Below are 26,413 nucleotides of genomic sequence, written 5' to 3'. Positions count from 1 at the left end.
GCAAGCCTTCGGCATCACCGAGGGCCGGCGCTTCACCCTCGGGGGGTGAAACCCGTACCGTCCGTCCGTGAGCCGGACGATCGCCTCTTTTGCGCCGATCACTCGGCGGGGACACTGTGCGGCGTGGCCGGTCAAACCCCTGTCCGCCTCCTTGTCAGTCCGCCGAGGGCGCCTGTATAACGTTGTAAAAATGAAAGGGAATGCCGTGCGGGTCAGCCTCAAGGACGTCGCCGCGCACGCGGGGGTTTCCATCAAGACCGTCTCCAACGTGGTCAACAACTACCAACACGTCACGCCCGCCATGCGCGAACGCGTCCAACGGTCCATCGACGCACTCGGGTACCAGCCCAACCTGGCCGCCCGGCATCTGCGCAAGGGGCGGACGGGCATCATCGCGCTCGCCCTGCCCGAACTCGGCAACCCCTACTTCGCCGAGCTGGCGGCCGCCGTGATCGACGCCGCCGCCGCGCACGACTACATCGTGCTCCTGGACCACACGGGCGGCCGTCGCGAGCAGGAGATCCTGGTCAGCCAGGGGTTCCGGGCGCGGGTCATCGACGGACTCATCCTCAGCCCCATCGAGCTGGAGCCCGAGGACCTCAGCGACCGGACGGAGAAGGTGCCGCTGGTGCTGCTGGGCGAACGGGACTACGACCTGCCGTACGACCACATCGCCATCGACAACGTCGCCGCCGCCCGCACCGCCGTCCGGCATCTGACCGGGCTCGGGCGGCGGGAGGTGGCCTTCATCGGCGCCCGGCGGGGCCGCAGCGAACCCGCCCAACTGCGCGTCCGCGGCTGGCGCGAGGAACTGACCGCCGCCGGACTGCCGTCCGACGACGGGCTCGTGGCCGCCACCGACGGCTGGGGCCACGCGGACGGGGCGGCCGCGATGACCCGCATCCTGGACTCCGGACGGCGCCCCGACGCGGTGTTCGCCTACAACGACCCCATGGCCATCGGCGCCATGCGCGTCCTGCACGAACGGGGCCTGCGGGTCCCCGAGGACATCGCGGTCGTCGGCTTCGACGACGTGGTCGAGGGGCGCTTCGGCGCGGTGACCCTCACCTCCGTGTCCCCGGACAAGGAAGCCATCGGCCGGCTCGCGGTCGAGTCGGTGCTGACCCGGCTCGGCGGCGACGAGGTGCTCACCGAGCCGCGCCGGGTGCGGGCCGACCACCGGCTCGTGGAGCGCGAGAGCACCGTGGGCCGGACGGCAGCGGGCGGCACCGGCCAGGGGTGACAGCCGTGAGGGACGGCGGGGGCGGCGCGCGAGGCACGCCCCTCGCAGCCGTGCCCTCGGCCGGGCGGGCCCCGGCTCGCCCGGCAGGTCGTCAACCCGGCCGCCCGGAGGGAACGTTGCTCGCACAGGGGGTTTACAGCCTCCTTCCAACGATGTAAAAACCACTGTGCGGCAGGTCGAACGACCGTTCCCGCCAGGGGAGAAGCACCCGCTCGGCCTCTGTACGTCCCGCTCTCCCCAGTGTCCTTTCAGCGTCGCCCGGATCGGGGTCACCATGCAGCGCACCACCCACCGTCGTCGTCTCCTCGCCCGTCCCGTGGTCGTCTCCCTGGCCGCGGCGGTGGCCTTGACCGCCACCTCCTGCGCGAAGTCGGAGGACGACGCGTCGAACGGCAGCTCCTCCTCGTCCTCCGCCGACGCCGCACAGCAGGTCGCCTCGCCCGCGCCGGACGGCAAGACCTGCACCGTCGACGCTTACGACGGCAAGAAGCTGGACCTCAAGAACGCCACCGTCGGCTTCTCCCAGTCGGAGAAGGAGGCCAACCCGTTCCGTATCGCCGAGACGCAGTCCATCAAGGACGAGGCGAAGAAGCGGGGCGTCAAGCTGCTGACGGCCAACGCCCAGTCGCAGTTCTCCAAGCAGATCAGCGACGTCCAGGACCTGCTGGCCAAGGGCGCCGACCTGCTCGTCATCGCGCCGCTCAACTCCGACGGCTGGGACCCGGTGCTCCAGGCCGCCGCGGCCAAGAAGGTCCCGATCGTCACCATCGACCGCAAGATCAACGCCACCGCCTGCAAGGACTACGTCTCCTTCATCGCCTCCGACTTCGTCGAGCAGGGCAAGCGCGCCGCCGACCAGATGATCGAGGCCACCGGCGGCAAGGGCGAGGTCGCGATCCTGCTCGGCTCGGCCGGCAACAACGTCACCACCGAGCGCACCAAGGGCTTCAAGGACCAGATCGCCGCCAAGGCACCCGGTCTGAAGGTGGTGTTCGAGCAGACCGGTGACTTCGCCCGCGAGAAGGGCCAGCAGGTCACCGAGCAGCTCATCCAGTCCAAGCCCGGCATCAAGGGGATCTACGCCGAGAACGACGAGATGGGCCTGGGCGCGGTGGCCGCCCTCAAGGGCGCCGGCAAGAAGGCCGGCGACGTCAAGATCGTCACCGTGGACGGCACCCGCAACGCCGTCCAGGGCATCGTGGACGGTTGGATCAGCGGCGTCATCGAGTCCAACCCGCGCTTCGGCCCGCTCGCCTTCCAGACCCTGGACACCTTCACGAAGGGCGACGAGGTCGCGCAGGACATCATCATCGAGGACGGCGCCTACACCTCCGGCAACGCCAAGTCCGACATCGGCAAGGCGTACTGACCCACCGTCAGGGGACCCGCCGTCCGGGCGGGCCCCCTGCGCCCGAACCCCGCACACCTTTCGTGCAACGCACCCTGGAGGCACAGGTGGCACCCCCCGCCGAAGTGCTCGCCGTCCGCGGACTGAGCAAGACCTTCCCCGGCGTCCGGGCCCTGGACGACGTCGACCTGACCCTGCACGCCGGTGAGGTCCACGCCCTGATCGGCGAGAACGGCGCCGGCAAGTCGACCCTCATCAAACTCCTCACCGGCGTCCACCGGCCCGACGCCGGAGAGATCGTCTTCCAGGGCCGCACCGTCTCCTTCGGCACCCCGCTGGAGGCCCAGAAGGCCGGGATCTCGACCATCTACCAAGAGGTCAACCTGATCCCGCTGCTCAGCGTGGCCCGCAACCTCTTCCTCGGCCGTGAACCCCGCACCCGGCTCGGCGTCCTCGACATGGCCCGGATGAACCGCGAGGCCGAGGAGATCCTCGGCACCTACGGCGTCCGCGTCGACGTCCGCCGGCCGCTGCGCACCCTCGGGGTCGGCGCCCAGCAGATGGTCGCCCTGGCCCGCGCCGTCGCCACCGACGCCCGCATCGTCGTCATGGACGAACCGACCTCCTCGCTCGAACCCCGCGAGGTGGAAACCCTGTTCGCGGTGATCCGGCGGCTGCGGGACGCCGGGATCGCGGTCGTCTACGTCAGTCACCGACTGGACGAGCTGTACGCCGTGTGCAGCACCGTCACCGTGCTGCGCGACGGCCGGCGCGTCCACCACGGCCGGCTCGCCGACCTCGACCGCCTCTCCCTGGTCTCCACGATGCTCGGCCGCGACCTCGGCGAGGTCCGCACCGAGGGCCTCACCAAGTTCACCGGCGACCACGCCGCCGCCGGCACCGAACCCGTGCTCTCCGCAACGGATTTGACGGTTCCTCACAAACTGCACGGCGTCTCGCTGAGCATCCGGCCCGGTGAGGTCGTCGGTCTCGGCGGGCTGCTCGGCTCGGGACGCACCGAGACCGCGAAGACCATCGCCGGTGCCCTGCCCGCCCGTTCGGGCGGCGTCACGGTCGCCGGGGTGCCGCTGCGCGCCGGCTCGACCCCGGCCGCCATCCGCGCCGGCATCAGCCTGCTGCCCGAGGACCGCAAGAGCGAGGGCATCGTCCCCGGACTCTCGGTGCGCGAGAACATCGCCCTGGCCGTCCTGCCCCGCCTCTCCCGCTTCGGCCTGGTCTCCGAGGCCCAGGTGGACCGGGTCGTCGACACCTTCATCGCGCGGCTGCGCATCAAGGCGTCCTCACCGCACCAGAAGGTCGGCGAACTCTCCGGCGGCAACCAGCAGAAGGTGCTGCTCGCCCGCTGGCTCGCCATGAACCCCAAGGTGCTGCTGCTCGACGAACCCACCCGCGGCATCGACGTCGGCGCCAAGGCCGAGGTGCAGAAACTCGTGGACGAACTGGCCGCCGACGGCCTGGGCGTCCTGCTCATCTCCTCCGACCTGGAGGAACTCATCGAAGGGTCCGACCGCGTGGTCGTACTGAAGGACGGCGCCGTCGTCGGCGAACTCACCGGCGACGACGTCACGGAGGACAAGCTGATGCGCACCATCGCCGGGAACGCCCCCGCGCCCGACGCGAGCCAGGAGGAGGCGGCCGTCGATGGCTGAAGCCACCCTCCGCACCGCCCCGCTGGACAAGGCCCGCCTCCTCCAGTGGCTCCAGACCTACGGCGTCTACGCGGGCGTCGCCGCCCTGCTCCTCGTCAACTCCGTCATCACCCCGTACTTCCTGACCACCGAGAACTTCCGCACCCAGGCCGTCCAGGTCGCCCCCGTCATCATCGTCGCCCTGGGCATGGCCCTGGTCATCGGCACCGAGGGCGTCGACCTGTCGGTGGGCGCCGTGATGGCGCTGGCCGCCTCGGTCACCGCCCTCTACCTCGGCTACGGACTCCTGCCCGCCCTGCTGGCGGTCGCCCTGTTCGCCGCCGTGATCGGACTCGCCAACGGGGCGCTGGTCGCGCTCGTCGGCGTCCAGCCGATCGTCGCCACCCTGGCGCTCATGGTCGGCGGCCGCGGCCTCGCCCTGGTGCTGCTCCCGCAGCTCAAGGACCTGCGCAACCCGTCCCTGGCCTCCCTGGGCTCCGGCGACGTCCTCGGCGTCCCCTACCTCATCCTCATCGCCGCCGCCCTGGCCGTCCTGCTGGCCTTCGTGATGCGCCGCACCACCTTCGGCCGCCAGCTCCTCGCCATCGGCGACAGCCGGCCCGCCGCCCAGCTCGCCGGACTGCCCGTCCGCCGCGTCCTGATCGTCGTGTACGTCGTCAGCGCGCTGCTCGCCGCGGTCGCGGGCGTCCTGGCGACCGCCCGCCTCCAGGCCAGCGACCCCACCTCGCTGGGCAACCTGATGGAACTGTCCGCGATCACCGCGGTCGTCGTCGGCGGCACCCCGCTGACCGGCGGCCGGGTCAACATCGGCGGCACCGTGGCGGGCGCCGTCCTCATCCAGCTCCTCACCGCCACCCTCATCAAGCACGATCTGCCGCCCTCCTGGACCCAGATCGCCCAGGCCGTCGTGATCGTCGCCGCCGTCTACGCGGCGCGGGGACGGGGGAAGCGATGACCACCACGAACCCGGACGCACCCGTGACCACACCGCCCGCCGCACCGCGCAAGGAGGACCGCCCGGTGGGCTCCGGGCGCTCCGAACGGCTCAGCGCCCTCGTCCAGCAGCACGGCGCGCTCGCCGTCCTGTTGATCGTCTCGCTCATCGCGTCGTTCTCCTTCGACTCCTTCGCCACCGGCGACAACGTCAGCAACATGGCGACCAGTTCGGCCTTCCTGGCGATCGTCGCCCTCGGCATGACCTTCGTCATCATCACCGGCGGCATCGACCTGTCCGTGGGCTCCCTGTTCGCCCTCGGCGGCGTCCTGGCCGCCTGGGGATCACGCCACGGCACCCTGGTCGCGCTGCTGCTGCCGCTCGCCGTGTGCGGTCTGATCGGCGTCGTCAACGGCCTGCTGGTCGCCCGCTCCCGCCTCGCGCCCTTCATCGTCACCCTCGCCGCCATGCTCGGCGCGCGCGGACTGATGCTGTCCATCACCGACGAGGGCGCCGACACCTATCTCATCGGCAAGGGCTCCTTCCTCGCCGAACTCGGCCAGGGCAGCACCCTCGGCCTCGGCAACCCCGTGTGGATCACCCTGGCCCTGTTCGCCGGCGGCGCCGTCGCCCTGCGCCGCACCCGCTTCGGCCAGAACGTGTACGCGGTCGGCGGCAACGAGGACGCCGCCGCCCTGATGGGCGTCCCGGTGGCCCGCACCAAGATCCTCGTCTACGCCCTGTCGGGACTGCTCGCCGGACTCGCCGGCGCGCTGAACGCCGCCTGGCTCGCCTCCGGCGTGACCATCCTCGGCAGCGGCATGGAACTGGACGCCATCTCCGCCGTCGTCATCGGCGGCACCCTGCTCACGGGCGGGCTCGGCTACGTCAGCGGCTCCCTCGTCGGGGTGCTGCTGCTGAAGGTGATCCAGAACGTCATCAACCAGATCGGCTCGCTCGACTCCTCCTACCAGCAGGTCGTCAGCGGCGCCTTCCTGGCCGTCGTCGTCATCGCACAGACCTGGCTGGGCCGCCGACGACAACTCATGTGACCGACAAGCCCCGGCCTCACGACGGCGGATCCCCCGCACCACCCCGCCGCGTCCGACCGGTTCCAGGAGGCGGCCGGACCTCCCCCCGGCCGCCTCCTCGCACGCGTACGTCTCCGCACCCCACGAGTCAAGGAGGCACGATGCGCCAAGCACCCGCAGGACGAAGGCCGTTGGGATGGCTGAGACGACGGGCGCGGTGGACCACCACCGCGCTCGTCGCGCTCGTTCTGGCCGCCGCCACGGCCCTGACGGCGACCGGTCCCGCGACCGCGGCCGGATCCGCCCCTTCCGCCGCACAGGCGTGGACCCCCAAACCGTCCCCGATGACGACCCCGTGGACGAACCAGGTCCCCACCGACACGCCGCTCGCCGAATACCCCCGCCCGCAGCTCACCCGCCCCGACTGGGCCAACCTCAACGGCATCTGGGACTTCGCGGTCACCTCGGCGGACGCCGGCCGGCCCGCGTCGTTCACCGAACAGATCCGCGTCCCCTTCGCCGCCGAGTCCGCGCTCTCCGGCATCCAGCGCAAGATCACCCAGAACGACAAGCTCTGGTACAAGCGCACCTTCACCGTCCCCTCGAACTGGAACGGCCGCCGCGTCCAGCTCCACTTCGGCGCCAGCGACTGGCGTACGACGGTCTGGGTCAACGACCGCCAGGCCGGAGCCGTCCACAGCGGCGGCTACGACGCCTTCTCCTACGACATCACCGACCTGCTCGTCGGCGGCGGCACCAACACCGTGGTCGTCTCCGTCTGGGACCCCACCGAGACCGGCGGCCAGGCCGTCGGCAAACAGCGCATCCGCGACGTCGCCCCGCACGCCGGCGGCGGCATCTTCTACACCGCCGCCTCCGGCATCTGGCAGACGGTCTGGCTGGAGCCGACCGCGCCCGCCCACATCGGCCGCCTCGACCTGGTGCCCGACCCTGCCAACAACCGCCTCAAGGTGACCGTGCGGGGCACCGGCACCAACGGCCACCAGGCCCGCGTCACGGTCTCCACCGGCGGCACCACCGTCGGCACGGCCACCGGCCCCGTCGGCACCGAGTTCACCGTGCCCGTCCCCAGCCCGCGCCTGTGGACCCCCGACGACCCCTTCCTCTACGACGTCCGCGCCGACCTGCTCTCCGGCACGAACACCGTGGATTCCGTGGGCAGTTACACCGGTATGCGCACCGTCGGCCTGGCCCGTGTGGACGGCCTGCTGCGGCCGGTCCTCAACGGCCGGTTCGTCTTCCAGACCGGCACCCTCGACCAGGGCTACTGGCCCGACGGCATCTACACCGCCCCCACCGACGCGGCCCTGCGCCACGACCTCCAGAAGCACAAGGACCTCGGCTTCAACATGGTCCGCAAACACATCAAGGTCGAACCGCAGCGCTGGTTCTACTGGGCCGACCGGCTCGGACTGCTCGTCTGGCAGGACATGCCCTCCATGGACCTGCGCACCCCCGACAGCGCCGCCCGCACCCAGTGGGAGGCCGAGTACGACCGCATCATCGACCAGCACCGCAGCTCACCCTCCCTGGTGATGTGGGTCAACCAGAACGAGGGCTGGGGCCAGTACGACCAGGCCCGCATCGCCACGAAGGTCAAGGCGTACGACCCCTCCCGCCTGGTGAACAACATGAGCGGCGTCAACTGCTGCGGCTCCGTCGACGGCGGCAACGGCGACGTCGTCGACCACCATGTCTACGTCGGCCCCGGCACCACCGTCCCCAGCGCCACCCGGGCCGCCGTCCTCGGCGAGTTCGGCGGCCTCGGCCACAAGGTCGCCGGACACGAGTGGTACCCCGGCGGCGGATTCAGCTACGAGGACCAGCCCGACCTCGCGCACCTGAACAACCGGTTCGTCGGCCTGCTGGACGCGATCCGCGAGGTACGCATGCCCCGCGGCCTGTCCGCGTCCGTCTACACCGAGATCACCGACGTCGAGAACGAGGCCAACGGCCTGCTCACCTACGACCGGCAGATCGTCAAGGTCGACGAGGCCCGCGTCAGGGCCGCCAACCGCGCCCTCATCGACGCCTCCCAGGCCGCCCCGGCCCCCGTCACCCTGCCCGTCGGCCAGTACAGATCCCTCAGGGTGACCACCCCCGGTTACACCGACCGCTATCTGCGCCACCGCGACGGTCTGGCCTACACCGACGTCGTCGACGGCGGCAGCACCGTGCTGCTGAAGAACGACGCCACCTGGAAGATCGTCCCCGGGCTGGCCGACAGCTCCTGCTACAGCCTCGAATCGCGCAACTACCCCGGCCAGTACCTGCGGCACCGTGACTTCCGCGTCTACAAGGAGGCCGGCAGCGGCGACCTGTTCCGCGCCGACGCCACCTTCTGCCCCGTCCGCGGCGCGAACGGCGGGGTGCGGCTGTCGGCGTACAACTTCCCCGAGCAGTATCTGCGCCACTACAACGCCGAGTTGTGGCTCGCCACCCCGGGCGGCACCCACACCTGGGACAACCCCGCCCTGTTCACCGAGGACACCACCTGGTCCGTGGACGCGGCCTGGGCACCCTGACCGGGACACGGTCACCGGAACGACGAACGGTCCCGGGGCGGGAGATCGACTCCCGCCCCGGGACCGCCGTACGTCCGACGCCGCCGGCTACGGCTACGGCTTCTCGGCGCCGTACAGGGTGCTCACCTCCTCGGCGGTCAGCACCCGGTCGACGGCGTGCACCTCGTCGACCGCGCCGTTCCAGAAGTCGACGTTCGCGCCGTCCCAGTGGGCCCGTCCGACGGTCAGCCCGCCGGTGCTGCCCAGGGCCGCGCCGCCGGTGGCGGTCGCCGCGAGCGTGCCGTCGACGTAGAGCCGGATCTGGTTCGTCGTGGCGTCCCGCACCCCGACCAGGTGGTACCAGCGGCCCGTCTCCACCGCCGTGGTCACCTGGGCCCGGCGCTCGCCGGGCGTGCTGAAGGCGAACGCCCCGTGCCCGTACTGGAGATAGAACGAGTTGGCCGTGGCCCGGGAGTCCTGGCTGACCGCCGTCGCGTAGTTGCCGGGGACGGCGTCCAGCCGCACCCAGGCCGCCACCGAGTAGCTGCCGCTGGTGTCGAGCACCGGTCCCGCGGTCTCGGCGTACTGGCCGCGGCCGTCGAACTTCAGGGCGCTGCCGCGGACTCCGGGCGTCCAGGAGGCGCCCTCGCGCAGGGTGAGGGGCCGTGCGTTGGGGCCCGAGTCCTTCGCGGTGGTGCCGGTGCCCTCGTCGAGCGTCCAGCGCCCGCCGCCCCGCGGCGGACCCTCACGGCCCGCGGCGGCACCCGCCGCGATCACCTTCCGGTTGACCGCCCGCACCTGCGCGGCATCGACCTTGATCTCCCGGCGGTCGTACGTGTACAGGCCGTTCAGCTCGTTCTCCAGGTCGGTGATCTGCGTGTACACCGACCCCGACAGTTCGGCGCGGGCCTGGTCGAGATAGAACCGCTCGGTGTTCTCCACGTACTTGCGGGTCAGCTCCTCCTTGCTGTTGACGCCGCTGTAGATCACCGTCGGGGCGCCCGGCCACATATGGCCCGGGGTGCGGAGCACGAATCCGCCGTGCTCACCGTCCATCGCCGCCCGGCGCTCGTCCGGGAAGGCGGGGTCGGTGTTGTTGTAGTCGTGGTGGTCGATGATGTCGCCCTTGCCCGAATCACCCTTGGAGTTGCAGCAGTTGACCCCGCTGTGGGCGTTGACGATCCGGGACGGGTCGGCGGCCTCGACGGATTCGGTGATCCGGCCGGTCTCCTCGCGGTTCCACTCGCCCCAGCCCTCGTTGAAGACGATCCAGCCGATGACGGAGGGCGCGTTGTGGTGCTGCCGCATCACCTCCTTGCCCTGGTCGACGAACGCCTTCTGCCCGGTCTCGTTGGTGATGTTCCCGGAGACGAAGTCCTGCCAGACCAGCAGGCCCAGCCGGTCCGCGTGGTAGAACCAGCGCGCCGGCTCCACCTTGATGTGCTTGCGGACGGCGTTGAAACCGAGCTTCTTGTGCGCCTCCAGGTCGAAGGCGAGGGCCTCGTCGCTGGGCGCGGTGTACAGGCCGTCGGGCCAGAACCCCTGGTCGAGCGTGGCGAGGGAGAAGACCGGCTTGCCGTTCAGGACGAGCTTGTTGAAGCCGCCGACCTTCTCGACGGCGACCTCGCGCATCCCGAAGTAGCTGCCGACCTCGTCGGTCGACCGGCCGTCCGTGAGCGTGACGTCGAGGTCGTAGAGGTAGGGGTCGTCCGGGCTCCACAGATGCTGCTTCGCCACCGGCAGCCGCAGTTCCCGCCCGGCCGCTCCGGTGACCCTGCCGACGACCTTGCCGCGGGTGTCGCGGGCGACGGCCTCGACCCGGGCGGTGGGGGAGGCGTTCGCGGAGTTCACCGTCACCGCGAGGGTGCCGGTGTCGATGTCGGGCGTGGTGACGATGTCGTCGATCGACGCCGGGGCGACGGGCTCCATCCACACGGTCTGCCAGATGCCGGACGTCTGCGTGTAGAAGATGCCGCCCGGGTTGGTCGACTGCTTGCCCATCGGCTGGTCCGCGCCACCGGTGTCGGTGACGGCGACGACGATCTCCTGCGGCCCGCCGCCCTTGAGCGCGTCGGTGATGTCCGCGCTGAACGCGTTGTAACCGCCGGTGTGTTCGGCGACCTTCGTGCCGTTGACATAGACACGGGCCTGGTAGTCGACGGCGCCGAAGTTGAGCTTGAGCCGGTTGTCCCGGCCGCTCTTGCCGACCTTCCAGCCCTTCGGGACCTCGACGGTCCTGCGGTAGAACATGTGGTCCTCGTGCCGCTCCAGCCCCGAGAGCTGGGACTCGACCGGGAACGGCACGATGATCTTCTCGTCCAGCTTCTTGCCGAAGACCGGCTGTTCGCCCGCCTTCGCGGCGCTGAACTGCCAAGGACCGTTGAGGTTCTGCCACTTGGACCGCACCTGCTGCGGGCGCGGGTACTCCGGCAGCGGATGCTTCGTGTCCAGCTCGTCGCCCCACTCGGTGGTGAGGCGGTGCGTGGAGGCGTTCTCGGCGTACCGGACGACCTTCGGCACGCTTTCGCCGCCGACCGTCAGCGCGCCCGCGCCGTCGTAGGCGACGCGCACGAGCTGGTTCTTCTGGATCGCCTCCGAGAGGTTCACGTAGAGGGAGTTGGGGTCACCGGGGACGGACGCCACCGACTTGACCGGCAGCGCGGTGGTGTCGGCCTCGACCTTCAGATGGTCCTTCAGACCGCTCTGGAGCCGGCCCACCCTGCCGTCGAACCGGGCGCGCAGCCGACGGCCGTTCTCGGCGACGGTCAGCTCCACCGGGAACACCTCGAAGCCGGCCGGCGGGGTGAACGCCGACATCGGCACGATCTGCTTGGCCAGGGTCGGAGTCGACCAGCGCAGGAACATGTTGGCGCCGCCGGTGTCCTGGAACAGCTCCAGCCGGAAGTCGTGCTTCTCGCCGGCGGTCAGCCGCACCGGGGCACTGGTCTGCTCCCGGTCCCAGTCGCCCACCCAGTGGTCGATGACGGGTTCCCCGTCGATGAACAGCCGGAAGCCGTTGTCGCCGATCGCGTAGAAGGTGTAGTCACCGGTCGCCGGCGCCTCGATCTGGCCCGTCCAGCGGGCGGTGGTGTGCTCCGTCCGGCCGGTCAACTCCTCGAAGGTGCTGGTCAGTCCGGAGAAGTTGATCTGCGGGTCGAGCAGGGTGCCGCCGAGCTTGTCGAAGTCGCGGGCGCCGGGCGCCGACATGCTGAAGTACTCGCCCTTCAGCCCGTGCGTCTCGACGGCGGCCTGACCTGCCGGCTGCGCCGCCGCGCCGCTCACCGGCTCGGCCGCGGCCGCGACCGGAAGCAGCCCGCTCGGGGGAAGGACCAGGGCCGCCGTCGCCAGCAGCGCCCATATACGGGCTCTGGGGCGGGTGTTGTGTCGTGTCATCGAACCTTTCCTCGTACAGAGGCCGCCGTGGGGGTCGGGGAGCCTTTTCAACGTTGGAAATCCTGTGACAGCGGTATGACAACACGCTCACAGAGGCATGTCCAGACCTCGCGCAGCACTCGGTCACGGGGCGGGCGGGGGGGGGGGTGGGTGCGAGGTGGGTGTGAGGTGGGGCGAGGGTCAGGGGGCTTTGTGGGGGCGGGAGTTGGGGCTGAGCGGGGAGGCTCCGGGGGCGGGCGGCTGCTCGGGCTCCGGGGCTGCCCCGACCGGGCATGGCTGCTCCCGGCCCAGCTCCTGGATCGTTCAGAGCGGCATGACGCCCTACTCCTCCGGTTCCCAGGCGCGGAGGAGGTCCAGGATCCCCCTGTCCCCGTCGAGGCGGAGGGAGGTCGCCGGGACCCGGTTGTACAGGAAGAGGACCAGGTCACTGGCCGTGCCGTGGACGGAGACGTCGGCGCTGCCCGGGGCTCCCTCGGGCCGTGCGCCGTCGGCGTCGAGCGTGAGGCGCCAGGTGCGGCCCTCACCCTCCGTGGCATGGAAGTCGAGGACCGCGGGCTTGTGCGGCCAGGGGCTGGTCGTCGCGACGCAGGTGCTGAGGAACTCGTCCACACCGTCGAGCGCGGTAGCCTCCGGCAGCGGTTGCGGTGTGCCGAGGGCGAGTTGGGCGTCGTGGGTGTGCACGGCGGTCTCCTGGACGCGGTGCCGGGCGACGCCGCCCGAGTGCCGCGGGGTCCGCGACGCACCCCACCACGTCCAGCAGCCACGCTCCGGGCCGGCCTCCCGCAACGCGTCGATCAGCGCCCACGTCGAATCGGCGAGCCAGGCCACCAGGGCGTCACGCTCGCGCGGCGCCTCCACGGTCGCACGCGTGGCCGCGGCCTCGGCCGACGGTGCGTCGGCGGGCCCTGCGGCGACGACGGCGGCCCAGAAACGGTCCCCGCGCCGCCGGTCAGGCGCGCCGCACGGCAACAACCGCTGAACTGACCGGCGTTGTGAGCACCTCGGTGGCTTCCAGGGCGGGATGGGTGAGATAGAAGAGCCGTAGCTCGTCCACTTCGTTGCCGAAGCGGGGAGGCCAGTGGGGCGAGGGAGTGAAGTCGTCCAGGATCAGAAGGCCACCGGGAGCCAGCAGTTCAACGACCCTCTCGGGCGCGTCGCGCTTGCCCCCGCCGTCGCAGAAGAAGACGTCGAAGGGAGCGTGCCGCTCCAGCAGCCGCCAGTCTCCGGTGAGCACGCTGACCCGGGCGTCGTCCGCGAAGATCTCGGCCGCCCGGCGGGCCAGTTCCTCGTCACGCTCCACCGTGATCAGCCGGGCGCCCGCGCCGAGCCCGCTGTGCAGCCAGGCCGTGCCCACGCCCGTGCCGGTGCCGCTCTCCGCGACGAGGCCGTGCGGCTTCGACGCGGCGGCCAGGCGCAGCAGCCGGCCCACTTCCGGGATGCAGCCCTGCTGGAATCCCGCCTCGGCGGCGACCCGCTCCGCGATCGCCACACGGGGCGGGACCACGCGTTCTGCCGCCATCACGAGCCCCCTCCTCACCGTGACAAACCCTGACAGACCACGACAACCCATGAGACAGTCATAGATGGCGCCGGAGTCGGCGAAGCTCGGGCGCGGCGGTCCGGGTGGGTGTCCCACCGCTCGGAATCGTACGCATACGGTGTGACAGCGGAGGTGCCCGTCATGACCGACGCGAGTGAAGCGGCTCAAGCCCAAGCCCAGGCACAAGCCCAGGCCCAGGCGGACCACGCCCTCAAGGCCAAGCATCGCGCCATGTGGGCCCTCGGCGACTACCCCGCCGTGGCCACGGACGTCATCCCGGCCCTCGGCCCCGAGCTGGTGCGGGGGAGCGGGGTGCGGCCCGGGAGCCGGGTGCTCGATGTCGCCGCCGGGTCGGGGAACGCCGCCATCCCCGCCGCGATGGCGGGAGCCGAGGTCGTCGCCGTCGATCTGACCCCGGAGCTTCTGGACGCCGGCCGGCAGCTCGCCGCCGAGCGCGGTGCCGAGCTGGAGTGGCGTGAGGGCGACGCCGAGGCGCTGTCGTTCGGGGACGGGGACTTCGACACGGTGATGTCCTGCGTCGGCGTCATGTTCGCCCCGCACCACCAGCAGGCCGCCGACGAACTGGTGCGCGTGTGCCGGCCGGGCGGGCGGATCGGCCTGATCAACTGGACGCCGGAGGGGTTCATCGGGGAGATGTTCGCCGCGATGCGCCCGTACGCACCCCCGCCGCCGCCCGGCGCGCAGCCGCCCCCGCTCTGGGGCGACGAGGAGCATGTGCGCTCGCTGCTCGGCGACCGTGTGACCGGACTCGACGCCCGCCGTCAGGCCCTGCACGTCGACCAGTTCGCCGGGCCGGAGGATTTCCGGGACTTCTTCAAGTCCAGCTACGGGCCGACGATCGCCGTCTACCGCGCCGTCGCCGACGACCCCGAGAAGGTCGCCGCCCTCGACGCGGCCCTCGTAGACCTTGCCGCCCGGCATCTGGAGGACGGCGCGATGGACTGGGAGTACTTGCTGGTCACGGCCGACCGGGCAGCCGCATAGCGACGACGACGGGCAACCGGCCGGAGAGGGTGGCTTGTGGCGAACTCCGGTGCGACAACGATGTCAATTGGTCTGTACATGACTCTACGGGCCTGACTCTAGCCGCTCGGTGGACAACGATGTCAAGCCCGTGCCCCGACACCCGCACGCGCTCTTCCCCCGCGGACGCGAATGGCGTTACTGTCCCTGCGGCTTGTGCGACCTGTGGTGCGTGACCCGTCCGAAGGAGGAGGGGCCGCGTCATGCGTTTCCGTCCCGTGTCCTTACTGCTGGCCACCGTCCTGGCGGCCGCCGGCGCCACCCCCGCCCTCGCGGCACCCGCCGCGCCCCCGGGCCTCGTCGACGACCCCACCGCCTACGTCGATCCGCTCATCGGCACCAGGAACGGCGGCAACGTCTTCCCCGGCGCCGTCACCCCGTTCGGCATGTTCTCCTTCAGCCCGGAGAACACCCGGGGCGACGCCACCCGCACCGCCGCGCCCGGCGGCTACCACTACGACGCCACCCGCATCCGCGGCTTCAGCCTCACCCACATGTCCGGCACCGGCTGCGCGGGCGGCAGCGGTGACATCCCGTTCTTCCCGTACGCCGGTGAGGTCTCCTCGTCGCCCGCGAGCGACACCAAGGACGCCGTCTACGCCTCGGACTTCAGCCATGCCGACGAGACGGCCGGGCCCGGCCACTACAAGGTCGGCCTCGCCTCCGGAGTCACCGCCGACCTCACGGCGACGGCCCGTACCGGATCGGCCCGCTTCACCTACCCGGCGGACAAACCCGCCTCGCTGCTGATCCGTACCGCCAACTCCGAGGTGGGCTCCACCGATTCGACGGTCACCATCGACCCGGCGACCCGCACGGTCTCGGGTTCGGTCACCTCCGGGAACTTCTGCGGCTACCTCGACCCGGAGGGCCGCCGTTCCTACTACACGCTCCACTTCACCGCCCGTTTCGACCGCGCCTTCAAGGCCACCGGCACCTGGCAGGACGACAAACTCACCCCCGGCTCCACCCGGGCGAGCGGCGGCACCGGCGGTTTCGCGAACGGCGGTCGGCCCGTCGCGGGCAAGGGCGCGGGCGGATACGTCGAGTTCGCGCCCGGAACCGGCCCGGTCAACGTCAAGGTCGGCATCTCGTACGTGAGTCAGGCCGGCGCCGCCGCCAACCTGGCCGCGGAGAACCCCGCCCACCGGACCTTCGACCAGATCAAGGACGCCGCGCGCCGCGCCTGGCGGGACCGGCTCGACGCCGTCCGGGTCGGCGGCGGCACCGACGCCGAGCGCACCACCTTCTACACCGCGCTCTACCACGCGCTCCTGCATCCGAACGTGATCAGTGACGCCGACCGCCGCTACCGGGGCAGCGACGACAAGGTGCACACCGTCCCGCGCGGCCACCGCGCCCAGTACGGCACCTTCTCCGGCTGGGACGTGTACCGCAACCAGGTGCAGCTCCTCACCCTGCTCGACCCGCGCACCGGGTCCGACATCGCGCAGTCGCTGTACGAACTCGCCCGGCAGAACGGCGGCATCTGGGACCGCTGGCTGCACGGCGCCGGCGGCACGCACGTCATGAACGGCGACCCCTCGGCGCCCGCCCTCGCCGGGATCCACGCCTTCGGCGGCAAGGACTTCGACCTGCGCGGGGCGCTCGACTCACTGCTCAAGGCGGCGACCGTCCCGACCGAGAAGGACCTGTCACCGGCGGGCAAGCCCGTGCTGTCCGTCGGCCAACGGCCGTCCCTCGACAAGTACTTGAAGCTGCACTACATGCCGTCCGTCTCCAATGCCTGGGGCGGCGCCGCCGAGACGCTGGAGATGTCGGGCGCCGACTTCGCCCTGTCCCAACTCGCCTCCGCGGCAGGGAAGAAGAAGACCGCGGACGACTTCGCCCGGCGCTCCCAGTGGTGGCAGAACAACTTCAACATCGCCGCCGACCCGGGCGGCGGGTACATCGCCAACCGCAAGGCCGACGGAAGCTGGGTCACCGGCTTCACCCCGGCCACCGGCAACGGATTCGTCGAGGGCACCGCCGCCCAGTACACCTGGATGGTGCAGCACAACCCCGCCGGTCTGTTCGCGGCGATGGGCGGCAAGGACGAGGCGGTCGCCCGCCTCGACGCCTTCTTCCACGACGCCGACGGCGACTGGGCGTTCACCGGCAGCGGCGGCGACAAGTCCGAGATGGACAACGAACCCTCGATCAACGTCCCCTACCTGTACGCCTACGCGGGCGCGCCCCACAAGACGCAGGAGACCGTCCGTGCCGCGATGACCCGGCTGTGGTCGACGGCGCCCGGCGGCATCCCGGGCAACGACGACCTCGGCGCGATGTCCGCCTGGTACGTGTTCTCCGCGCTCGGCATGTACCCCCAGGTGCCCTCCCGGGCCGAACTCGTCCTCGCCTCACCGCTGTTCCCGCGTGTCGAGATCGACCGCCCGGACGGCAACGACATCTCCGTCCGCGCGTCCGGTGCCGCCGCCGACGCGCCCTACGTCCACGCCCTGAAGGTCAACGGCCGTACCAGCGAACGCCCTTGGCTGCCGGCGTCGTTCGTCCGGGACGGCGGCAGGGTCGACTTCACGCTCTCCGGCACCCCCGACCGCACCTGGGGCACCGACCCCGCCGACGCGCCGCCGTCCTTCCGTACGGGCGAGCAGCCGTACCAGATCGGTGTGGGCCCGACCGCGGCGACGCTCGCACCGGGGGAGACGACGAAGGTCGCGATCCGCGCCCTGTCGCTGAGCGGCGGCACGGGTCCCGAGGTGCGTTTCCGGGTGGAGACCCCCGACGGGGTCACCGCGACACCGGCCGAGGGAACCGTGACCGACGGGGCCCGGGAGATCACCCTCACCGCGGCGGCGGACGCTCGCCAGGGCTTCTACGACGCGAAGGTCACGGTGACCTCCGACGGCACCGCGTACGCGCAACCCCTCGCCCTGACCGTCGCGGCACCCGGCACCCTGCTCGCGGCCTACAACAACACCGGTGTCTCGGACGACGCGGGCGAGCACGACGAGGCCGACTACGACGGCGGCGGCTGGAGCTACTCCCGCCAGGCCCTCGAAGCGGCCGGACTCACCCCCGGCGGCGAAGGCGCGGTGGACGGCCTGGCCTTCACCTGGCCGGCCTCGCCGAACGGACGGCCCGACAATATCGCGGCCGGCGACCAGAGCCTCGACCTGCCGCCCGGCACCACCAAGCTGTCGTTCGTCGGCAGCGCCGTCAACGGCAACCAGCGCGGCACCGCCACGGTCACCTACTCCGACGGCAGCACCGGCACGGCCGACCTCTCCTTCACCGACTGGACCGTCGGCGGAGGCGGCGGCACCGTCCAGTTCGGCAACACGGTCGTCGCCCGCAGCGCGTACCGCAATGTCGCCGGCGCCGACAAGGACCCGGTGGCCACCTACGTCTTCGCCACCGCCCCGTTCACGGCCCCCGGCGGCAGGACGATCACCAGTGTGAAGCTGCCGCGCAACGCGGACCTGCACGTCTTCACCCTCGCCACCGGCTGACCGGCACACGACACGCCCGGTGCCGCCGGAAAGCGGCACCGGGCGTGAGCGGGAGCCGAGGCTCAGTAGACGTCCCTCCGTCCCGTCGGGGCGTTCGGTGCGCCGCTGATGGTGAACTGGGAGCCCGGTTCGATCAGGACGTCGCCCTGGGCCGAGTTGGTGATCGTGACGCCGGACAGCGTGGCGCTGCCGCGGGCGCCGCTCATCGCGAGGATGCCGGAGCCGTTGTTCGACCTGTCGATGCGGACGTCGGTGATCTTCACGCCCGGCATCGCGCCGCCACCCGTCTTGAACTGGATGCCGTCGTACGTCGAGTCGAGGATCTCGGTGTCCCGGATGGTGACGCCCGGGATGTCCTGGCCTTGCGCGAACAGGGTGATCGCGCCGAACTCCTGGTCCTCGTTCCAGAACGCGCCGCCCGTGCGGTGCAGGGCGTTGCCCGCGATCAGGGTCTGACCGGTGAAGGGCAGCGGGTCGTGGTCGGTGGCCAGCATGATGCCCGGGTAGTTCATGGTGTCGGCGACGACGTTGTTCTCGATCGTGTTGCCGTAACCGCCGTACACCGCGATGCCGTTGGCCCGCCAGGGCAGTTGGATCGTGTTGTTGCGGAAGTGGTTGTCGTGGCCGATGTCCACCGAGGTGTCCTTCACGTACTTGCTGGCCCACACGGCGAGCGCGTCGTCGCCGGTGTTGCGGAAGGAGGAGTTGTAGACGGTGGAGTTGCGGGTGCCGTTGGCGAAGTTGATGCCGTCGGCGTAGGTGTTGCGGATCCGGACGCCGGTGAACTCCAGCCCGTCGCCGGGGCCCCACAGTTCGGGGATGTTGGAGTAGTCGCGGCCCGCCCAGACACCGACGTTGGCGTGCTCGATCCACACGTTGGTGATCTTCGTGCCCTTGCCGAAGCGGCCGTTGAGGCCGACGCCGCCCTCGGCGTTGCCGTCGCCGCCCCGGATGGTGCCCGAGCCGAAGATGGCGATGTCGGAGATCTGGGTGTTGGAGTCGATGTCGAACCCGAAGTTGCCCTCGTGCGGATGGTTGATGCCGCCCGCCTGGTGCGGCGGGGTCAGGGTGTAGAGCTGGGAGTGCCACATGCCCGCGCCGCGGATCGTGACGTCCCGGATGCCCACCTGGTTGAACTGGCCCCGGTCCAGCGGGTCGTCGGTGAGGATCTTCTGCTCCTGGCGCCACTGTCCGGCCGGGATCCACACGCAGGAGATCTGGCCGTTCTGGTCGGCGGTCACCGCGCGCTGGATGGCGTCGGTGTCGTCGATCCCGTCGTTGGGGACGGCGCCGTACTCGGTGATCGAGGTGCAGGCGGCCGGCTTCGCGGCGGGCGGTGCCACCTGCTCCAGGTCGATCAGGTCGATGATCTGGTAGGCGGCGGAGTCGTTCGCGTCGCGCTGGATGCGGAACACCGTGCCCGCCGGGTAGCTCCGGGAGAGCAGCGCGTGGGACTCGTCGAACAGACGCCGCGCGTCACCGCCGGGCCGGTTGGTCAGCCCCTCGGGGTCGTCGGTGGAGCCGTACAGCCAACTGTGCTTGGAGGACAGGGTCAGCTTCTGCACGAACGTGCCGTCGGCGTACAGGCTGACGGTGGCGTCCGCGCCGCCGCCGGACGCGGAGTCCGGGACGGAGTTGCGCACGACGACGGAGTTGGCCGCGTTGGTGGAGGTGAACTCCACGTACTGGCCGGTGGAGGTGAGCCGGACCGACTTGCGCCCTGAGGACTCGGTGGCGAAGTTGGTGTGCCCGAAGGTGCGCTGCGCGTCGGTGGTGAGCAGGGTGCCGGTGTAACGGCCGTCCTCCGCCTCGTACTCGGTGTACGGCACGGCGGCGCCGCGGCCGACCACCAGGGACCGGGTGAACACGTTGTTGTTCTCGTTGGTCTCGGTGATCACCCCGGTGGCGTCGGCGGTCGCGGTGAGGGTGGCCCCGCCCGCGGTGGCTGTCCACGTCCCGGCGATCGCCACGTTCACGGTGGCGTCCGGGGCCACCTGGCCGGTCGTGCCGTTCAGGGTGGTCGAGCCGGCCTGGAGGCGGGTCACCGAGCCCGCCGGGGCGGCGCTGGTGCCCCGGTTGTGCACGGCGACGGTGAAGGAGACGGCCTGGCCGACGGCCGGGTTGGCCGGGCTGGCGGTGATCGACCGCACCTCCAGGTCGGGTCCGGGCGCCTGGCTGACGACCAGTCTGTTCGCCGCCGTGCGGCTGTTGTTGGTGTCGTCCAGTTCGGCGACGGTGTTGCGGGGATCGACGACGGCCGACACCCCGTAGCTGCCCGCCGGGCGGGTGCCGGTGTCGACGTCGACCGTCGCGGAGGCGCCCGGGTCCAGCGCGGGGACGGCGGCGCTGCCGGCGACCGTGCCCTCCAGGCTGACGTCGACGGTGGTGGCGGCGGACCGCGCGGTGCCCGCGTTGCGCACACCGGCCTTGACGGTGACCGCGTCCCGCTCGCTGGGCGTCGCGGGCGTCCAGTCGAGGGTGGTGACCGTCAGGTCGGGGGCGGGCGCGGCGGTGCCGACGACCTGGAACTCGGCCACCTGACCTCCGGGAGCACCGGAGTTGGCGGTGAAGTGCAGCCGTACGTCGGACCAGCGGCCGCTGACCGGCACGGTCACCGTGTTGCCGCTCGCCGGGCTGAAGGAGTACGACTTCGCGGCGGCCAGCGAGGTGAAGCCGCTCGCCGACTGCTGACGGCCGAGGACCTGGAAGGTCTGGGTGCGGGCCGCCCACACCGGGTCGGGGTTGAGCTTGACGACCACGCCGGTGACATCGGCGTCGGCGCCCAGCTTCACGGTGAGGTCCGAGGGGTGCCCGGCCGCCTCCCAGTAGGTGGCGGTGGAGTCGTCGGTGGCGTTGGCCGCCACATAGGTGTGCACGGAGGAGGTGGCCTCGACCGGCTTGTTGCGGGCGAGGTTGGTGCCGGCCGGCGGCGGGTCGCCCGGGTCGGTGCCGCCGTCCTCGCCGTACACCTCCAGCTCGGAGAGCTGCGCGGCGTTCCAGCCGGTGTTGCCGGACACGTTGACGCGGACGTACCGCACGTCGGCGGGTGCGGCGAGGGCGACGGACACCGTGTTGGCCTGCGCCGGGTCGAACACCCGGACCGCCGAAGCCGCGAGGGTGCTGAAACCGGAGCCGTCGGTGCTGCCCTGCACGGACAGCGTCTCGTTACGGCTGCCCCAGCCGGTCGGCAGCTTGAGCACGACCCGGTCGACCTCGCGGGCCGCGCCGAGGTCGACCTGCGCCCACTGCGGGAAGGACCCCGCCGGGCCCTCCCAGTAGGTGGCCTGGACGCCGTCGGTGATGTTGCGGGCGGGGTACTCGGCGTGGGCGCCGCCCGCGGTGGCGGGGCGGCCGAGGGCGAGGTTGACGTCGGCCGCGGCGACGGCGGCGTGGGTGGGGGAGGCGAAGGCCGGTGTGAGCAGGCCGGCTGTCAGGAGTCCGGCGACGACCGCGCCGGTCACGGGCCGGCGGCCCGGTGGTCTCCATCGCATGAGGTCCTCTGTTCGGTCGGTGGACGTGGGGGAGGGCACGGCGTCCGAGCAGGGAAATACCAGCCGTGCACATAAATTGAGTGGGGAAGTCGATTCTTTGCGGAAAGTACGCCCACAGGTTTCTAGCGTGTCTCCGCTTTGTCAACGGTCCCGGCAGCAGCCGGAGTTGGGCACGCAAGCGGCTTGCGTAGTGATGGATCCGCTTGCGTTCTCGTGAAAGCCCGCACGAAAGTCGCTGGCAGCGGCGCTTCGCCAGGTCGGGGCGGTGAAGTCCGGGTTCGCCGGCCGCTGTCGGGGCGGTGGACGAACCCGTACCGTTCTGCAACTCTCTGATCGATCAACGCAAAAGCGGTGCCATGACCCGCACATCGAGGCGTGCGCGCCGTCTGCCGTGAGACACCCCTTTCACCCCTTCCACCAGATCGGGGACCGATGAGACCGCAACGCCGGGGATGGCGCGCGATGGCCGCCGTCCTCACCACCACCCTGCTGATGCTGGGCGGGCCCGCCCTGACCGCCGCACAGGCGGCCGACGGCCCGAACCTCGCCGCCGGACGGCCCACCGCCGCCAGCAGCTCGCACGCCGAGTACGCCGCCCGCAACATCACTGACGGCGACCAGGGCTCCTACTGGCAGAGCGCGGGCAGCGCCCTGCCGCAGTGGGTCCAGACCGACCTCGGCTCCACCGCCCGCGTCGACGAGGTCGTGCTGAAGCTGCCCGCGTCCTGGGAGACGCGCAGCCAGACCCTGTCCGTGCAGGGCAGCGCCGACGGCACCAGCTTCACCACCCTGAAGGCGTCCGCCGCCTACACCTTCAGCCCCGGCTCGGCCAACACCGTCACGGTGGCCTTCCCGGCCGGGCAGACCCGGTACGTCCGCGTCGAGATCACTGCCAACACCGGCTGGCAGGCAGCCCAGTTGTCCGAGCTGGAGGTGCACGCGGCCGGCGAGTCCTCCACCAACCTCGCCCGCGGCCGCACCCTCACCGCCAGCAGCCACACCGAGACGTATGTGCCCGCCAACGCCGCCGACGGCAACAAGGCCAGCTACTGGGAGAGCCGCAACAACGACCTCCCGCAGTGGATCCGGGCCGACCTCGGCTCCTCCCTCGGTGTCGACCGGGTGGTGCTGAAACTGCCCGACGGCTGGGGCGCCCGCACCCAGACCCTGAAGATCCAGGGCAGCGCCAACGGCACCGACTTCACCGACCTGACCGCCTCCCGCGCGTACCAGTTCGCGCCGGCCGACGGCAACACGGTGACGATCACCTTCGACACCGCCACCACGCGGTACGTCCGGGTCCTGGTCACCGCCAACACCGGCCAGCCCGCTGCCCAGTTGTCCGAGCTGGAGGTCTACGGCCCGGCCACCGGCGACACCCAGGCGCCCACCGCTCCCGCGAATCTGGCGTTCACCGAGCCGTCCGCCGGGCAGATCCGGCTGACCTGGAACGCCGCCACCGACGACACCGCCGTCACCGGCTACGACGTCTACGCCAACAACGAGCTGCTGACCTCGGTCGCCGGCAACGTCACCACCTACACCGACACCCGGCCCGCGAGCGCCACCGTCTCCTACTTCGTGCGCGCCAAGGACGCCGCGGGCAACGTCTCCGGCAACAGCAACACCGTCACCCGCCGCGGCGAGACCGGCGACACCCAGGCGCCCACCGCTCCCGCGAACCTGGCCCTCACCGAGCCGTCCGCCGGGCAGATCCGGCTGACCTGGAACGCCTCCACCGACAACACCGGCGTCACCGGCTACGAGGTGTACCGGGACAACACCCTGCTGACCACGGTCGCGGGCAACGTCACCACCTACACGGACAGTCGCCCGGCCACCGTGACCGTGTCCTACTTCGTGCGCGCCAAGGACGCCGCAGGGAACGTCTCGGGCGACAGCAACACCGTGACCCGCACCGGCACCTCGGGCCCCGGCTCCAACCTGGCGGTCGGCAAGCCCATCACGGCCTCTTCCACCGTGCACACCTTCTTGGCCGAGAACGCCAACGACAACTCCACCAGCACCTATTGGGAGGGCTCGGGACACCCCGCCACCCTCACCGTGAAGCTCGGCGCCAACGCCGACGTCTCCTCGCTGGTCCTGCGCCTCAACCCCGACAGCTCCTGGGGCCCGCGCACCCAGACCGTCCAGGTCCTCGGCCGTGAGCAGTCCGCGAGCGGCTACACCTCGCTGGTCGCCGCGAAGGAGTACGCCTTCAGCCCGTCGAGCGGCAACTCCGTGACCGTCCCGGTCACCGCGCGGGTCGCCGACGTCCAGTTGCGCTTCACCGCCAACTCCGGTGCCCCGGCCGGGCAGATCGCCGAGTTCCAGGTGATCGGCACCGCCGCGCCCAACCCCGATCTGGAGGTCACCTCGCTCACCGCCTCCCCGGCCGCGCCCGTCGAGTCGGACCCGATCACCCTGACCGCGACCGTCCGCAACAGCGGCGAGAGCGCCGCGCCCGCCAGCAGCCTGGCGCTGCGGCTGAACGGCACCAAGGTCGCCACCGCGGCCGTCGGCCCCCTGGCCGCCGGGGCACAGACCACCGTCAGCGCCTCGATCGGCGCCCGCGACGCCGGGACCTACCAGCTCAGTGCCGTCGCCGACGACGGCGACCAGATCATCGAGCAGAACGAGACCAACAACACCTACACCGCGCCCACCGCGCTCACCGTCCGCCCGGTCAGCAGCTCCGACCTGGTCCCGGTGGTCACCGTCTCGCCGTCCGGCCCGGCCGCGGGCGACACCGTCACTTTCCGGGTCGCCGTACGGAACCAGGGCACCACCGCCTCGGCGGGCGGCGGCCACGCCCTCACCGTGACCCTGCTCGACTCCCGCGGCGCCACCGTCCGTACCCTGACGGGTTCCTACGACGGGACGATCGCCGCCGGTGCCACCACCGCGCCGGTCTCCGTCGGCACCTGGACCGCCGCCAACGGCACCTACACCGTCCGCGCGACGGTCGCCGCCGACGGCAACGAACTCCCCGTGAAACGCGAGAACAACACCGTCGAGCAGTCCCTGTTCGTCGGACGCGGCGCCCACATGCCGTACGACATGTACGAGGCGGAGGACGCCGCCACCGGCGGCGGAGCCACCACCGTCGGACCCAACCGCACCGTCGGCGACCTCGCGGGCGAGGCGTCCGGCCGTAAGGCCGTCACCCTCAACAGCACCGGCGAGTATGTGGAGTTCACCACCCGGGCGGCCACCAACACTCTGGTGACCCGCTTCTCCATCCCCGACGCGGCGGGCGGCGGCGGCACCGACGCCACCCTGAACGTCTACGTCGACGGCACGTTCCGCAAGGCCCTGCCGCTCACCTCGCGGTACGCCTGGCTGTACGGCGCCGAGGCGTCGCCCGGCAACGCGCCCTCCGCGGGCGCCCCGCGCCACATCTACGACGAGGCGCATCTGATGCTGGGCGAGACCGTCGCGGCCGGTGCGAAGATCCGGCTCCAGAAGGACACCGCGAACACCTCGCGCTACGCGATCGACTTCGTCAGCCTGGAGCAGGTCGCGCCGATCGCCAACCCCGACCCGGCGGCGTACACCGTCCCGGCCGGATTCACCCACCAGGACGTGCAGAACGCGCTCGACCGGGTGCGCATGGACACCACCGGCAGGCTCACCGGCGTCTATCTGCCGCCGGGCGACTACCAGACGTCGTCCAAGTTCCAGGTGTACGGCAAGGCCGTCCAGGTCGTCGGCGCCGGGCCCTGGTACACCCAGTTCCACGCCCCGGCCGGGCAGGAGAACACCGACGTCGGCTTCCGGGCCGAGGCGAGCGCCAAGGGCTCCGCGTTCCGCGGCTTCGCCTACTTCGGCAACTACACCTCACGCATCGACGGCCCGGGCAAGGTCTTCGACTTCGCCAACGTCTCCGACATCGTCATCGACAACACCTGGACCGAGCACATGGTGTGCCTGTACTGGGGCGCCAACACCGACCGCATGACGATCAGCAACGCCCGCATCCGCAACACGTTCGCCGACGCGATCAACATGACCAACGGGTCGACGGACAACCACGTCGTCAACAACGAGTCGCGCGCCTCGGGCGACGACAGCTTCGCGCTGTTCTCCGCCATCGACGCGGGCGGCGCCGACATGAAGGACAACCTCTACGAGAACCTGACCTCGCTGCTGACCTGGCGGGCCGCCGGCATCGCCGTGTACGGCGGCTACGACAACACCTTCCGCAACATCCACATCGCCGACACCCTGGTCTACTCGGGCATCACCATCAGCTCGCTGGACTTCGGCTACCCGATGAACGGCTTCGGGACCGCGCCGACGACGGTGGAGAACGTCTCCGTGGTGCGCTCCGGCGGGCACTTCTGGGGCGCCCAGACCTTCCCAGGGATCTGGCTGTTCTCCGCCTCCAAGGTGTTCCAGGGCATCCGGATCAACGACGTGGACATCGTGGACCCGACCTACTCCGGGATCATGTTCCAGACGCAGTACATCGGCGGCCAGCCGGTGAACCCGATCAAGGACACCGTCCTCACCGACATCTCGGTGAGCGGCGCCCGTAAGAGCGGGGACGCCTTCGACGCCAAGTCCGGCTTCGGACTGTGGGCGAACGAACTGCCCGAGCCCGGCCAGGGCCCGGCGGTCGGCGAGGTCACGTTCAACGGACTGCGCCTGAACGGCAACGCCGTGGACATCCGGAACACCACCTCCACCTTCAGGATCAACGTCAACCCCTGATC

The 26,413-nt window shown here is 71.1% G+C and carries 13 protein-coding genes; 9 read left to right on the top strand and 4 right to left on the bottom strand.

Features of this window, described 5'->3' with window-relative positions; translation table 11 throughout:
• Positions 1–205: 205 nt before the first annotated feature.
• From G6W55_RS10700 to G6W55_RS10675, 6 genes are all read left to right on the top strand, one after another.
• Positions 206–1,243, top strand: a complete 1,038-nt coding sequence (locus G6W55_RS10700) for a LacI family DNA-binding transcriptional regulator (protein WP_175520720.1) — start codon at positions 206–208, stop codon at positions 1,241–1,243.
• A gap of 274 nt (positions 1,244–1,517) precedes the next feature.
• Positions 1,518–2,612 (top strand): ABC transporter substrate-binding protein, encoded by a 1,095-nt coding sequence (locus G6W55_RS10695; RefSeq protein ID WP_175520565.1) that lies wholly within the window; start codon positions 1,518–1,520, stop codon positions 2,610–2,612.
• 86 nt (positions 2,613–2,698) lie between these two features.
• Positions 2,699–4,261: a sugar ABC transporter ATP-binding protein gene (locus tag G6W55_RS10690; protein ID WP_175520564.1), complete on the top strand. Its 1,563-nt coding sequence runs from the start codon at positions 2,699–2,701 to the stop codon at positions 4,259–4,261.
• A complete protein-coding gene (locus G6W55_RS10685) occupies positions 4,254–5,216 on the top strand; it encodes an ABC transporter permease (RefSeq protein ID WP_175520563.1) in 963 nt (320 codons plus the stop codon). The genes G6W55_RS10690 and G6W55_RS10685 overlap by 8 nt, the downstream gene beginning before the upstream one ends.
• Positions 5,213–6,247 (top strand): ABC transporter permease, encoded by a 1,035-nt coding sequence (locus G6W55_RS10680; protein WP_175520562.1) that lies wholly within the window; start codon positions 5,213–5,215, stop codon positions 6,245–6,247. Before G6W55_RS10685 ends, G6W55_RS10680 begins: the two co-directional genes overlap by 4 nt.
• A gap of 140 nt (positions 6,248–6,387) precedes the next feature.
• Positions 6,388–8,772, top strand: a complete 2,385-nt coding sequence (locus tag G6W55_RS10675) for an AbfB domain-containing protein (protein WP_175520561.1) — start codon at positions 6,388–6,390, stop codon at positions 8,770–8,772.
• A gap of 93 nt (positions 8,773–8,865) precedes the next feature.
• On the opposite strand, the gene G6W55_RS10670 is transcribed toward G6W55_RS10675, so the two are convergent.
• From G6W55_RS10670 to G6W55_RS10660, 3 genes are all read right to left on the bottom strand, one after another.
• Positions 8,866–12,144, bottom strand: a complete 3,279-nt coding sequence (locus G6W55_RS10670) for a LamG-like jellyroll fold domain-containing protein (protein ID WP_175520560.1) — start codon at positions 12,142–12,144, stop codon at positions 8,866–8,868.
• Positions 12,145–12,465: 321 nt separating this feature from the next.
• Positions 12,466–13,113: a maleylpyruvate isomerase family mycothiol-dependent enzyme gene (locus G6W55_RS10665; RefSeq protein WP_309243676.1), complete on the bottom strand. Its 648-nt coding sequence runs from the start codon at positions 13,111–13,113 to the stop codon at positions 12,466–12,468.
• A complete protein-coding gene (locus tag G6W55_RS10660; protein WP_175520559.1) occupies positions 13,094–13,663 on the bottom strand; it encodes an O-methyltransferase in 570 nt (189 codons plus the stop codon). The genes G6W55_RS10665 and G6W55_RS10660 overlap by 20 nt, the downstream gene beginning before the upstream one ends.
• 162 nt (positions 13,664–13,825) lie before the next feature.
• On the opposite strand from G6W55_RS10660, the gene G6W55_RS10655 reads away from it, so the two are divergent.
• A complete protein-coding gene (locus tag G6W55_RS10655; RefSeq protein WP_175520558.1) occupies positions 13,826–14,689 on the top strand; it encodes a class I SAM-dependent methyltransferase in 864 nt (287 codons plus the stop codon).
• A 242-nt stretch (positions 14,690–14,931) separates the two neighbouring features.
• Positions 14,932–18,204, top strand: a complete 3,273-nt coding sequence (locus G6W55_RS10650; protein WP_175520557.1) for a GH92 family glycosyl hydrolase — start codon at positions 14,932–14,934, stop codon at positions 18,202–18,204.
• A 62-nt stretch (positions 18,205–18,266) separates the two neighbouring features.
• On the opposite strand, the gene G6W55_RS10645 is transcribed toward G6W55_RS10650, so the two are convergent.
• Entirely contained in the window at positions 18,267–21,695 is a 3,429-nt protein-coding gene (locus G6W55_RS10645) for a CARDB domain-containing protein (protein WP_175520556.1), read from the bottom strand.
• Between the two features lie 432 nt (positions 21,696–22,127).
• Between G6W55_RS10645 and G6W55_RS10640 the strand changes: the two genes are divergently transcribed.
• Positions 22,128–26,411 carry a discoidin domain-containing protein gene (locus G6W55_RS10640; RefSeq protein ID WP_175520555.1) on the top strand — a complete coding sequence of 1,428 codons (4,284 nt, stop codon included), beginning with the start codon at positions 22,128–22,130 and terminating at the stop codon, positions 26,409–26,411.
• Positions 26,412–26,413 lie beyond the last annotated feature (2 nt).

The organism is Streptomyces sp. CAI-85 (genome assembly GCF_013363615.1).
Lineage (GTDB): Bacteria > Actinomycetota > Actinomycetes > Streptomycetales > Streptomycetaceae > Streptomyces > Streptomyces antibioticus_B.
The sequence above is the reverse complement of the archived record's forward strand: the minus strand, read 5'-3'. Positions and strand labels throughout refer to the sequence as shown.